General features: G+C 65.7%; 10 protein-coding genes. 6 read left to right on the forward strand and 4 right to left on the reverse strand.

Features of this window, described 5'->3' with window-relative positions:
- Positions 1-52: 52 nt before the first annotated feature.
- Positions 53-934 carry a UTP--glucose-1-phosphate uridylyltransferase GalU gene (gene galU / locus L5014_RS27300; protein ID WP_238466920.1) on the forward strand — a complete coding sequence of 294 codons (882 nt, stop codon included), beginning with the start codon at positions 53-55 and terminating at the stop codon, positions 932-934.
- A gap of 112 nt (positions 935-1,046) precedes the next feature.
- Here the strand turns inward: galU and L5014_RS27305 are convergent, their stop codons facing one another.
- The 4 genes from L5014_RS27305 to L5014_RS27320 form a co-directional block, all read right to left on the reverse strand.
- Positions 1,047-1,274, reverse strand: coding sequence for a sulfurtransferase TusA family protein (locus tag L5014_RS27305; RefSeq protein WP_028208042.1), 228 nt, complete (start codon positions 1,272-1,274; stop codon positions 1,047-1,049).
- Between the two features lie 194 nt (positions 1,275-1,468).
- The gene (locus tag L5014_RS27310) at positions 1,469-2,557 is read right to left on the reverse strand and encodes a Gfo/Idh/MocA family oxidoreductase (RefSeq protein WP_238466921.1); all 1,089 of its coding nucleotides are present in this window, start codon (positions 2,555-2,557) and stop codon (positions 1,469-1,471) included.
- 99 nt (positions 2,558-2,656) lie between these two features.
- The gene (gene iolG, locus L5014_RS27315) at positions 2,657-3,676 is read right to left on the reverse strand and encodes an inositol 2-dehydrogenase (protein ID WP_238466922.1); all 1,020 of its coding nucleotides are present in this window, start codon (positions 3,674-3,676) and stop codon (positions 2,657-2,659) included.
- On the reverse strand, positions 3,669-4,559 hold the full coding sequence (locus L5014_RS27320) for a MurR/RpiR family transcriptional regulator (RefSeq protein ID WP_238466923.1): 891 nt from the start codon (positions 4,557-4,559) through the stop codon (positions 3,669-3,671). Before L5014_RS27320 ends, iolG begins: the two co-directional genes overlap by 8 nt.
- A gap of 282 nt (positions 4,560-4,841) precedes the next feature.
- Between L5014_RS27320 and L5014_RS27325 the strand changes: the two genes are divergently transcribed.
- From L5014_RS27325 to iolD, 5 genes are all read left to right on the forward strand, one after another.
- Entirely contained in the window at positions 4,842-5,903 is a 1,062-nt protein-coding gene (locus tag L5014_RS27325) for a sugar ABC transporter substrate-binding protein (RefSeq protein WP_238466924.1), read from the forward strand.
- A 90-nt stretch (positions 5,904-5,993) separates the two neighbouring features.
- Positions 5,994-7,169, forward strand: a complete 1,176-nt coding sequence (locus L5014_RS27330) for an ABC transporter permease (protein ID WP_238466925.1) — start codon at positions 5,994-5,996, stop codon at positions 7,167-7,169.
- 13 nt (positions 7,170-7,182) lie between these two features.
- Positions 7,183-8,043 carry an ATP-binding cassette domain-containing protein gene (locus tag L5014_RS27335; protein ID WP_238466926.1) on the forward strand — a complete coding sequence of 287 codons (861 nt, stop codon included), beginning with the start codon at positions 7,183-7,185 and terminating at the stop codon, positions 8,041-8,043.
- An 81-nt stretch (positions 8,044-8,124) separates the two neighbouring features.
- Positions 8,125-10,140 (forward strand): bifunctional 5-dehydro-2-deoxygluconokinase/5-dehydro-2-deoxyphosphogluconate aldolase, encoded by a 2,016-nt coding sequence (locus tag L5014_RS27340; protein WP_238466927.1) that lies wholly within the window; start codon positions 8,125-8,127, stop codon positions 10,138-10,140.
- Complete coding sequence (gene iolD / locus L5014_RS27345; protein WP_238466928.1) at positions 10,137-12,257, forward strand: 3D-(3,5/4)-trihydroxycyclohexane-1,2-dione acylhydrolase (decyclizing); 2,121 nt, start codon at positions 10,137-10,139, stop codon at positions 12,255-12,257. Before L5014_RS27340 ends, iolD begins: the two co-directional genes overlap by 4 nt.
- Positions 12,258-12,266 lie beyond the last annotated feature (9 nt).

A 12,266-nucleotide genomic window follows, 5' to 3' on the forward strand; every position in this document is an offset into this window, starting at 1 on the left:
GAGGTCAGGCGGCGCGCACGGCGCCGGACCCGCCAAGACCAGGACTATAGACATGCTTAAAGTTACCAAAGCGGTATTTCCGGTGGCGGGCCTCGGCACGCGTTTCCTTCCGGCCACGAAAGCGAGCCCAAAGGAAATGCTGCCGGTCGTCGACAAGCCGCTGATCCAGTACGCGGTCGAGGAGGCTGTCGCGGCTGGCATCACCGAAATGATCTTCGTGACGGGCCGCAGCAAGCGGGCGATCGAAGACCATTTCGACAAATCGTATGAGATCGAGGCCGAGCTCGAGGCACGCGGCAAGGAAAAGCTGCTCGAGCTGGTGCGCAACATCAAGCCGAACAACGTCGACTGCTTCTACGTGCGCCAGCCCGAAGCGCTGGGCCTGGGCCATGCCGTGCTGTGCGCGGAAAAGCTCGTGGGCGACAACCCGTTCGCCGTGATCCTCGCCGACGACCTGCTCTACGGCACGCCGCCCGTCATGCAGCAGATGGTCGAGGTGTTCGACCACTACCATAGCTCGGTGCTCGGCGTGGAAGAGATTCCGCCCTCGGAAACGCGCTCGTACGGCATCGTCGACGGCAAGGAGTGGGAAGACTCGATCGTCAAGCTCTCGGGCATCGTCGAAAAGCCGGCGCCCGAAGTCGCGCCGTCGAACCTCGGCGTGGTGGGCCGCTACGTGCTCAAGCCGCGCATTTTCGAGCACCTGCGCGCGCTCAAGCCCGGTGCGGGCGGCGAGCTTCAGCTCACCGACGCCATCCAGTCGCTGCTCGCCGACGAGCAGGTGCTCGCGTACAAGTATCACGGCACGCGCTTCGACTGCGGCAGCAAGCTCGGCTACCTGAAGGCGACCGTGGAATTCGCGCTGCGTCATCCGGAAGTGGCCGACGACTTCGCCGAGTATCTGCGCACGCGCAAGCCGGAGCTGGAAGGCTAGGCGCCCCCGGTCAGGCGCCTCCCCACGAGGCGCCGGCAAAGAAAATGGCCCGCAATCTCACGATTGCGGGCCATTTTTTCGTGCATTGCGCGTGAGCGCCGTGCGAAGCGCTTCAGCGGCGGCGCATCAGGAACACGAAGGTCTTGTCCTGCTGCGAGCTTTCCACGATCTCGTTGCCCGTCTGCTTGGCGAAGGCGGCAAAATCGCGCTGCGAGCCGGGGTCGGTCGCGAGAACCTTGAGAATCTGGCCGCTTTCCATGTCGGCGAGCGCCTTCTTGGCGCGCAGGATCGGCAGCGGGCAGTTCAGCCCACGCGCATCCACTTCCTTGTGAACCTGAATCTGCATCGGGTTGGATCCTTCGTTGGCGCGCCGCCTCGGAGGGCGGCGCAGAGTGCGTCACGGATAGCAGCGATTTTACCGCAGCCGCGTACCACGCCGCTTGGGCCTTCTTTGTTCCCTCTTTGCTCCCTCTTTGCGCCCGCCGTTGCCCCGCCTTTGACTCCTTTGCACCGCTCGGCAGCGCCCTCGATACCTCAGAGCGTCACCGCCTGCCCCGTGCGCAGCGACTCGCGCAGCGCGAAGCCGATTCTCGTGGCCTCTAGCGCGTCCTCGAGCGTTGCGCCCTGCCCCGCACCCGCCGCTGCGTCCTCCGCCGCCCCGGCCTCGCCGCCATCGCGCGCGCGCACCGCGGCGACGAACGCCTGCGCCTCGATAAGGAATGCTTCCTCGAATCGGTCGAAAAAGGTCGGCGTGCAAACGCTGCGCACGCCCTGCGCGTCGTAGATCTCCACGCGGTTCGCGCGCGGCACGTGGCCGATAGCCAGTGCGCCAGCCGTGCCGATCACCTCGCTCGACGTGTCGTTGCCGTGCGCCATGGTGCGCGAGGCATAGAACATCGCGAGCTTGCCGCCTTCGAACTCGCAGATCGCGACGCCGTTGTCGACGTCGCCGAATTGGCGCAGGCCCTCGTGCAGCGCGACCGCCCCTGCCGCGAAGACGCGCGTGGCGCGCGGCTTGCCCAAAAGCCAGCGCGCGACGTCGATGTCGTGCACGGTGCAGTCGAGGAAAATACCGCCTGAGGTGGGCGCGAAACGCACGAAGAAACCGTCTGGATCGTTGAGATCGCAGGTTTGCGAGCGCACGAGAAACGGCCGGCCGATCGCGCCCGCACGCACCTTCGAAAACGCGTCGTGATAGCTCGGGTCGAAACGGCGCATGAAGCCGATCGTCACCTGCTGGCCGGGAAAGCGTCGCGCCTCTTCGACCACGCGCTCGCATTCGGCCACGTCGAGCGAGAGCGGCTTCTCGCAGAACACGTGCTTGCCGGCGCGCAACGCATCGACGATCTGCTGTGCGTGCAGCGCCGAAGGCGTCACGAGCCACACGGCGTCGACCGATGTATCGGCGAGCAACTCGGCGTAGTCGCGGTAAAGCCGCATATCGCACCCAATTTCGGGCAACACATCGCGCGCCCACGCGAGATCGTCTTCGAGCGGGCTGCACACTGCCGCCAGCGTCGCACCCGGCACGCGAAACGCGAGATTCAGCGCATGCCGCCGCCCGAGCCGCCCCAGCCCCGCCACGCCCACGCGCAACGGCCGGGCACGTTCATTCGCTTGCATCGTTTTCCTCCCTGGCACTTCCTTCGGCATCCTGTCTATCTGGCGAGCACCGTGCTTCGCGCGCGATGCCACCACGGCCTTTAGCGTTATCCGCTCAGGTCACCCGCCAAGCGTCACCACCCGGCCTTCGCGCCACGACAGCGCCGCTGCTTCCGCGAGTTCGAGCGCCTTGAGGCCATCGGCCACGCTCGTGCGCACCGGCGTACCCTGCGTGACGGCCTCATAAAAATGCGCCATCTCGCGCGCATACGCCGCCCGATAACGCTCGAGGAAGAACGCCTCCGGCACGTCCTGCGCCACCGCGCTTTGGGTCCACGCCACTACTTCGGTGGGCTTCATGTTGCCCGCCTGAAGCATGCCTTCGCTGCCGAGAATCTCGAAGCGCTGGTCGTAGCCATAGGCCGCGCGCCGCGCCGTGTTGATCTGGCAAAGCCGGCCGCGCTTCGTGCGGATCGTGACGGCGGTCGAGTCGATATCGCCCGCATCGGCGATGGCGGCGTCGGAGAGGCAACTGCCTGTGGCGTGCACGGTCTCGGCTTCGTCGTCGAGAATCCAGCGGAAGATATCGAAGTCGTGGATCAGCATGTCCTTGAAGATGCCACCTGAGTGCTTGATGTACTCCACTGGCGGCGCGCCCGGGTCGCGGCTCGTCACGATCAGCATCTCGGGCGTGCCGATTTCGCCCGCGTCGAGCCGCGCCTTGAGCGCGGCAAACGTAGGATCGTAGCGGCGCTGAAAACCGATCATGGCCACCACGCCCGCGCGCGCGACCGCGTCGGCACACTCGCGCGCGCGCCCGATGGCGAGATCGACAGGCTTTTCGCAGAAGATATGCTTGCCCGCTGCCGCCGATTTCAAAATCAGTTCGGAATGCGTATCGGTTGAAGAGCAGATCACGGTCGCGTCGATCGAGGCATCGCCGAACGCACCGTCCAGGTCGGCCACCTGCGCACCGTGCTGCGCCGCGAGCGCGGCAGCCGCCTCGCGGTTCACGTCGACCACGTACTTCAGACGCACGCCGGGCTGACGCGCGAGGTTCGCCGCGTGAATGCGGCCGATACGGCCCGCACCAAATACTGCAACGTTCACCGCCACGCTCGGCGTCTTTGCTTCAGTCATCGTATCCTCCTGGGTCGGTCGATTCTTCCACGTTGAGTTCGAGCCGGTAGGCGAGCGCCACGAACAGCGCCTGGCACAGGCAAAACGTGCTCGTCAGCGAGCGGAACGCGAACGCGCTCCCCTCCTTCACATAGAGTTGCGCATCGGCGTGACGCGCGAGCGGAGAAAGTTGGCTATCCGTAATGACCAGCGTCTTCGCTTGATGCTGCTGCGCCACGCGCAAGCAGTACTGCGTTTCCTTGCCATAGGGCGCGAAGCTGATGGCGATCACCACATCGCCTTTCTTCACGCTGCGGATCTGTTCGTGATACATGCCGCCGAGCCCCGAGACGAGATGCACGCGCTTTCTCGTGTGCTGCAGCGCGTAGACGATATAGCTCGCCACCGCGAACGAGCGGCGCACGCCGATCACGTAGATATTGTCCGCGTGCTCGAGCATCTTCACCGCGGCATCGAACTGCGCATCGTCGAGCCCCGCCTCGAGTTCGTCGAGCCCGTTGCGGCACGCGCCGATGAATTCGCGCGCCACCGCGCCGCCGAGGTCCGGGCTCGCGTTGCCGTCTTTCTCCTCGATCAGCTGGCGTATGCGGTGCTGATAGCTCGTGGCCGACACACCCTGCCCCGCATAGGCTTGCCGGAACACCGCCTGCAAATCGGAGAAGCCGGAAAAGCCAAAGCGCTGTGCAAAGCGCACCACCGCCGACGGATGCACCCCGCAGCTCGCGGCGATGTCGCTCGTGCGATCCATCATGACGCTCGAACGGTTCTGCTCGATATACGTCGCGACGCTCTTTAACTGCCGCGGCAGCGCCTCGTATTCGTGTGCGATGCGTTGCATCAATTCGTCCACGCCCGCTACGGCGTCGCTGGTTTCATCAGCCATGATCTTTTTTCCTGTTGCTTGCTGCAGTGCAGCCAAACCGTGCCGCAACCCCGTGCCGCAAACCCATGCCGAGCCTGCTTGCGAGCGGCCTGCCAACGGAGCCGATTATAGGCAGCGCCACACCCGATTGGAATAAATTTTCCATTTTTATTTGCAATGAAATTTTTGTTGCAACTCACCAGGCGATCGCCTACTCTTGTCGATGAGCGAGGTCGCATGGCAGGCCACAGCGCGCGCCGCGTTCACCCCAAAAACGAACGACAGACCGAGAAGGTGGAGACTATGACGCAACGCAAGGGCAAGACCATGCTCCGAAGGTTGGCCGCGGCGCTCGCACTGGCAGCGGGACTGAGCGGCTTGAGCGTGCTGGGTGCACAACCGGCGCAGGCCGCCGACGCGCACTTCGTGTTGATCAGCCACGCGCCGGATTCGGACTCGTGGTGGAACACCATCAAGAACGCCATCAAGCAGGCCGACGAAGACTTCAACGTCGAGACCGACTATCGCAATCCGCCCAATGGCGACATCGCCGACATGGCACGCCTGATCGAGCAGGCCGCCGCGCGCAATTACGACGGCGTCATCACCACCATCGCCGACTACGACGTGCTGAAGAACTCCATCGGCAAGGTCACGGAAAAGAAGATCCCGCTCGTCACGATCAACTCCGGCACCGAGGATCAGAGCGCGAAGCTCGGCGCAATCATGCACGTGGGCCAGCCCGAATACGTGGCGGGCCACGCGGCCGGCGAAAAGGCCAAGGCCGCGGGCGTGAAGTCGTTCCTCTGCGTGAACCACATCGCCACCAATACCGTTTCATTCGACCGTTGCCGCGGCTTTGCGGACGCCATCGGCGTGAACTACAAGACCTCGACGATCGACTCCGGTCAGGACCCGACCGAAATCCAGTCGAAGGTGAGCGCGTATTTGCGCAACCATCCGGACACGGGCGCGATCCTCACGCTCGGCCCGGTGCCGGCGGCGGCCTCGCTCAAGGCGGTTCAGCAGATGGGCCTCGCGGGCAAAGTCTACTTCTGCACCTTCGACTTCTCCGACGAGATCGCCAAGGCGATCCGCGCGGGCACGATCCAGTTCGCCATCGACCAGCAGCCGTATTTGCAGGGCTATATCCCGGTGGCCGTGCTGGCGATCGTGAAGAAGGACCATACGACCGATCCGGCGAAGATCCGTCAGATCCTCGAAGCCAATCCCAAGTTCAAGCAGCGCCTCGAAACCTATGGCCTGCAACCCTCGTATGGACCGCGCAATATCCGCTCGGGCCCGGGTTTCATTACCAAGGAGAACCTCGACAAGGTTGTGAAGTACGCGGGTCAGTACCGCTGATCCGCCGGTCTTACGCGTCTTTCCGACATCTGCAACTGCAAGGGACCGCACCGGGAGCATTGCCGGTTGCGGTCGACACAAGGAGTCATCATGGGTGTAGCCGGCAAACACTTCCCCTCGCATGCAACGGACGGCGCGCAAGATTCGCGCGCAAACCCGCCGTCGGCGGCGGGGCCCGGAGCCACGGACGAGCGCGTGCGCCGCGAATCGTGGTTCGGGCACCTGCTCGGCCGCCCCGAATTTGCCGCGATATCCGGCACGGTGCTCGTATTCGCCGTGTTCGCGATCGGCGCGGGCGGCTCCGGCATGTTCGATCTCGACGGCGTGATGAACTGGTCGCAGGTCGCCGCCTATTTAGGCATCCTTTCCGTTGGTGCGTGCCTGCTGATGATCGCCGGCGAGTTCGACCTCTCGATCGGCTCGATGATCGGCTTCGCGGGCATGATGGTGGCCATTCCCACCATGTACCTTCACTGGCCCATCGCGCTGTCCATCCTGTTCGCGTTCGTGGGCTGTACCGCGCTTGGCGCATTGAACGGCTACCTCGTGATGCGCACCAGGCTGCCCTCGTTCATCGTCACGCTCGCGTTCCTGTTCATCCTGCGCGGCCTCACGCTCGCGCTCTCGATCATGTTTGCCGACCGCACCATCGTCTCCGGCGTGGGCGATGTCGCGAAGGCCGACTACGTGACCAACCTGCTCTTTCACGGCACCGCGTTCAAGGGCCTGTTCGTCGCGCTCGCGCATATCGGCATCGGCAAGATGCTCGAGAACGGCCAGCCGCTCGTGCCGGGCGTGCCGAAGGTGATTCTCTGGTGGTTCGCGCTCGTGGCCATCGGCGCATTCACGCTCGCGAAGACGCGCTACGGCAACTGGATCCTCGCCGTGGGCGGCGACGCCAACGCAGCGAAGAACGTGGGCGTGCCGGTCAAGCGCGTGAAGGTCTCGCTCTTCATGCTGACCGCGTTCTGCTCGTGCCTGTTCGCGGTGCTGCAAGTATGCGATATCGGCTCGGCCGCCGCCGACCGCGGCCTGCAAAAGGAATTCGAGGCCATCATTGCCGCAGTGATCGGCGGCACGCTGCTCACGGGAGGCTACGGCTCGGTGATCGGCGCGGCGTTTGGCGCGCTCATCTTCGGCGTCGTGCAGATCGGCATTACCTACACGAACATCGATTCGGACTGGTTCCGCGTCTTCCTTGGCGTGATGCTGCTCATCGCCGTGCTCTTCAATCACTACGTGCGCCGCCGCGTCGCGCAATCGTAAGCAGGAGGCCGACATGAACCCATTGGAAAACAGCACGCAAAACAGCGCCGACGCCCCGGATGCAAGCCAGGCTGCAAGCCAGGCTGCAAGCGGCGACATCATCCTCGCACTGGAAAACGTCAGCAAGTACTTCGGCAAGGTCATCGCGCTCAACGGCGTCACGTTGCGCTTAAAGCGCGGCGAGGTGCACTGCCTGCTCGGCGACAACGGCGCGGGCAAGTCCACGCTCATCAAGACGCTGGCCGGCGTGCACGCGCCCACCTCGGGCCAGTATCTCGTGGACGGCAAGCCCGTGCGCTTCGATTCGCCCAAGGACGCGCTCGACCTCGGCATTGCGACGGTCTACCAGGATCTCGCGCTGGTGCCGCTGCTCTCGGTGGCGCGCAACTTCTTCATGGGCCGCGAGCCGCAGAAGAAGCTCTTTGGCTTTATCAATGTGATGGATCTCGATGCGAGCGCAACCATTGCGAAAGACCGTCTCTCAGGGATGGGCATCAACGTGCGCGACCCGCATCAGGCCATCGGCACGATGTCGGGTGGCGAGCGCCAATGCCTCGCAATTGCGCGTGCGATCCACTTCGGCGCGCGCGTGCTGATTCTCGACGAGCCAACCGCCGCGCTTGGCGTGAAGCAGAGTTTCAACGTGCTCAAGCTGATCCATAACGCGCGCGCCAAAGGCATCTCGGTGATCTTCATCACGCACAACGTGCATCACGCCTACCCGATCGGCGACTCGTTCACGCTGCTCAATCGCGGCCGCTCGCTCGGCACGTACACGAAAGAGACCATCGGCAAGAACGAGGTGCTCGACATGATGGCCGGCGGCGCGGAGATGCAGAAGATGATTGCCGAGCTCGACGGCGCGACCATTTGAGGCGCGCGAACCGGCTCCGAACCGGCACCGCCCCGACTCCGAACCCGCATCGACCCGGCACCGAATACGACAGGAATGCTCATGGCCCTCCCCAGCACCCCACCTTCGCGCTTCGCGAGCGCGCGCAGCCGCGACATCGTCTGCCTCGGCCGGCTCGGCGTGGATCTCTACGCGCAGCAAGTCGGCGCACGGCTCGAAGACGTTTCCACCTTCGCCAAGTATCTCGGCGGCTCGTCGGCGAACATCGCCTTCGGCTGCGCGCGGCTCGGCTTGAACCCGGCCATGCTCACGCGCGTCGGCGACGACCACATGGGGCGCTTTCTCACCGAAACGCTGACAAAAGAAGGCTGCGACACGAGCCACGTGCGCATCGACCCCGAGCGGCTCACCGCGCTCGTGCTGCTCGGCCTGAAAGACCGCGAGACCTTCCCGCTCATTTTCTATCGGGAGAACTGCGCCGACATGGCCGTCGATGCAGGCGACTTCGACGAAGCCTTCATCGCCTCGTCCAAGGCGTTGCTCATCACCGGCACGCACTTCTCGACTGAGCAGGTGAACCGCACGAGCCTGGCCGCGCTCGATCATGCCCGCCGCAACAACGTGCGCACCGTGCTCGACATCGACTATCGCCCGGTGCTCTGGGGGCTGACCGGCAAGGCCGACGGCGAGACGCGCTTCGTCGCGAGCGCGGGCGTGAGCGAGCATCTGCAACGCATCCTGCCGCGCTTCGACCTCGTGATCGGCACCGAGGAGGAGTTCCGCATCGCGGGCGGCAAGGAGGCACTCGTCGACGCGCTCAAGCGCGTGCGCGAAGTGACGCCGGCCACGCTGCTCGTGAAGCGCGGCCCGCTCGGCTGCCAGATCGTCGATGGCGCGGTGCCCGATTCGCTCGACACGATGCCGCTGCAACGCGGCGTGGAAGTCGAGGTGCTCAACGTGCTCGGCGCGGGCGATGCGTTCGCGGCGGGCTTTCTTTCGGGCTGGCTGCGCGACGCGCCGCTCGAAGACTGCGCGCGCGCGGCCAATGCCTGCGGCGCGCTCGTGGTGTCGCGCCACGGCTGCGCGCCCGCGATGCCCACGCCTGCGGAACTCGACTATTTCCTGCGCGAAGCCGCCGCGGACCCCGTGCGCATGCGCCGCCCCGACCGCGACGCTACGCTGGCCCGCCTGCATCGCGTGACCCCCGCGCGCAAGCAATACGACGAGGTGCTGGGCTTCGCGTTCGACCATCGCAATCAGTTCTTCGACCTCGCCCAGCAGACCGGCGCCAGCGAAGCGCGCATCTCGCACCTGAAGAACCTGTTTGTCGACGCCGTGGCGCAGACGGAAAGCGCACTCGGCCTGCAAGGCCGCATCGGCGTACTGATCGACGATCGCTACGGTCAGGACGCGCTCAACGCGGCAACCGGGCGCGACTGGTGGATCGGCCGCCCTGTCGAGCTGCCGGGCTCGGTGCCGCTCGTGTTCGATCATGGCCGCTCGATCGGCACGACGCTCGCGGCCTGGCCCATCGGGCACACGGTCAAGTGCCTCGTGCAGTTCCATCCCGACGAGCCGCTCGAGCAGCGTCTCGAACAGGAAGCGCAACTGCGCGCGCTCTACGACGCCGTGCAGGCGAGCGGCCACGAATTGCTGCTCGAAGTGATTCCGCCGAAGCTCGATGGCAAGCCGAACGCGCCCGACACGGTCTGTCGCGCGCTCAAGCGGCTCTACAACATCGGCCTCTACCCTGAGTGGTGGAAGCTCGAGCCGATGGACGCGGCGCAATGGCGCGAGATCGACGCGCTGATCGCCGGGCGCGATCCGCATTGCCGTGGCGTGGTGCTGCTCGGCCTCTCCGCGCCCATCGAACAATTGACGAGCGGCTTTCGCGCGGCGGCGGCCTCGCAGACGTGCCGCGGCTTCACGGTCGGCCGCACGATCTTCTATGAGCCGAGCCTTGCCTGGCTCGCAGGCGAGATCGACGACAAGGAACTGATCTCGCGCGTGCGCCACGCCTTCGAGACGCTGATCGCGGCGTGGCGCGCGGCACGCACCCAAGCACGCGGGGCTGAGCGTCCCGCGGCGCACGCCGCGCGCGAGGAGAAAGCAGCATGAATCAGCGCATCGTTCCCATCTCCGGCGCCACGCAAGCGGCGCCCGACGCTCAGCCGAGCGCGGCGCAGAATTTGGCACAAAGCGCAACACAAGGTGCGACACAAGTCGCGACACAAGGTGCAACACAAAGCGCGGCGCAAAACGCGCCCGCCGCCACGGTGCGACTCACCGCAGCGCAGGCGCTGGTGCGCTTTCTCGCGGCGCAGCGCGTCGCCAGCGCAGACGGCTCGGGCCGCACCGAGCCGCTCTTCGGCGGCGTGTTCGCCATCTTCGGACACGGCAACGTGGCAGGCCTCGGCGAGGCGCTCTATCAATACCGTCACGAACTGCCCACGCTGCGTGCGCATAATGAGCAGGCCATGGCGCACAGTGCGATCGCCTATGCGAAGGCGCATTTGCGCCGCCGCATGATGGCCGTGACCACTTCGATCGGCCCCGGCGCCACCAACCTCGTGACGGCCGCCGCGCTCGCGCATGTGAACCGCTTGCCGCTGTTGCTCCTGCCCGGCGACATCTTCGTCTCGCGCGAACCCGACCCGGTGCTCCAGCAGATCGAAGATCCGCACGACGGCGGCCTCTCGGCCAACGACGCACTCAAGCCGGTGTCGCGCTACTTCGACCGCATCGTGCATCCCGCGCAACTGCTCACTGCGTTGCCGCGCGCGCTGCGCGTGCTCACCGACGCCGCGCTATGCGGCCCGGTCACGCTCGCGCTGCCGCAGGACGTGCAGGCCATGGCGTGGGACTATCCCGCGAACTTCTTCATGCCGCGCCTCGTGAGCTTTCACGCGCCCGCGCCCGTGCAAAGCGAAATCGACGCGGCCCTCGTGCAACTGCATCGCGCCAAGCATCCGCTCATCGTCGCGGGCGGCGGCGTGCTCTACTCGCGCGCCACGGCTCAACTCCAGGCGCTCGCAACAGCGCGCGGCATTCCGGTGGCGGAGACGCAGGCCGGCAAGGGCACGCTCGCCTGGGACGACCCGCTCAACGTGGGTGCGATCGGCGTGACGGGCTCGCCCGCCGCGAACGCGCTCGCACGCGACGCTGACTGCATTCTTGCCGTAGGCACGCGCCTGCAGGACTTCACGACCGGCTCCAATTCGCTGTTCGCGCATGCGCACGTGATCGGCGTGAACGCGAACGGTTTCGACGCGCTCAAGCATAACGGGCTCGCCGTGGAGGCCGATGCAAAGCTCGCGCTCTCGGCATTGAACGACGAACTCGTCAACTGGCGCGCCGATGCAAACTGGACCGCATATGCGCGACGCCTTGCCGACGAATGGCGCGCGAGCGTCGAGGCGCTCACGCACGCGCCGCAGGAGCGCCACAGCTTGCCCTACGATGCCGATGTGATCGGCGCCGTGCAGCGCTCGTCGAGCCGTTCGTACACGGAAGATATCGTCGTGTGCGCAGCCGGCACCCTGCCCGCCGAACTGCACAAGCTCTGGCGCGCCGGGCAACCCGGCGCATACCACGTCGAATACGGCTACTCGTGCATGGGCTACGAGATCGCGGGCGGGCTCGGCGCGAAGCTCGCGCGACCCGAACGCGAGGTCATCGTCATGGTCGGCGACGGCAGCTATCTGATGATGAACAGCGAAATCGCCACCTCGGTGATGCTTGGTGCGAAGCTCATCATCGTCGTGCTCGACAACCGCGGCTATGGCTGCATCAACCGGCTTCAGCAGGCCTGCGGCGGCGCGCCATTCAACAATCTCTTCGAGGACTGTGCGCAAGGGCCGCTCGGCGCGCCGCGCATCGACTTCGCCTCGCACGCGCGCTCGCTGGGCGCGCAGGCCGAGCACGTCGCCAACGTCGTCGAACTCGAAAACGCGCTGCAACGCGCGCGTGCGGCGTCGCGTACCTACCTCATCAGCATCGACACCGATCCGGCGCGCACGACCGAGGACGGCGGCTGGTGGTGGGAAGTGGCCGTGCCCGAAGTGTCGACACGCGCCACTGTGCGCGAGGCGCGCGAGCACTACGACGCGAATCTTGCCGCGCGCGGCCATCGCGAGCGGCCCGGCGACGCGCAGCCCGCAACGAAGGACGCGCCCGAAGGTGAAGCGCAAAGCGGCAAGAACGACCGCGACGCAGCCGACCCAACTCACGCATGACGAAGACTC

The sequence above is a fragment of the Paraburkholderia tagetis genome (genome assembly GCF_022213065.1).
Taxonomy (GTDB): Bacteria; Pseudomonadota; Gammaproteobacteria; order Burkholderiales; family Burkholderiaceae; genus Paraburkholderia; species Paraburkholderia tagetis.

Coding starts and splice junctions, on each gene's coding strand:
- L5014_RS27330 (WP_238466925.1), top strand. CDS start 5,994: ATGGGTGTAGCCGGCAAACACTTCCCCTCGCATGCAACGGACGGCGCG.
- L5014_RS27310 (WP_238466921.1), bottom strand. CDS start 2,557: ATGCAAGCGAATGAACGTGCCCGGCCGTTGCGCGTGGGCGTGGCGGGG.
- galU (WP_238466920.1), top strand. CDS start 53: ATGCTTAAAGTTACCAAAGCGGTATTTCCGGTGGCGGGCCTCGGCACG.
- L5014_RS27325 (WP_238466924.1), top strand. CDS start 4,842: ATGACGCAACGCAAGGGCAAGACCATGCTCCGAAGGTTGGCCGCGGCG.
- L5014_RS27335 (WP_238466926.1), top strand. CDS start 7,183: ATGAACCCATTGGAAAACAGCACGCAAAACAGCGCCGACGCCCCGGAT.
- iolG (WP_238466922.1), bottom strand. CDS start 3,676: ATGACTGAAGCAAAGACGCCGAGCGTGGCGGTGAACGTTGCAGTATTT.
- L5014_RS27320 (WP_238466923.1), bottom strand. CDS start 4,559: ATGGCTGATGAAACCAGCGACGCCGTAGCGGGCGTGGACGAATTGATG.
- L5014_RS27340 (WP_238466927.1), top strand. CDS start 8,125: ATGGCCCTCCCCAGCACCCCACCTTCGCGCTTCGCGAGCGCGCGCAGC.
- iolD (WP_238466928.1), top strand. CDS start 10,137: ATGAATCAGCGCATCGTTCCCATCTCCGGCGCCACGCAAGCGGCGCCC.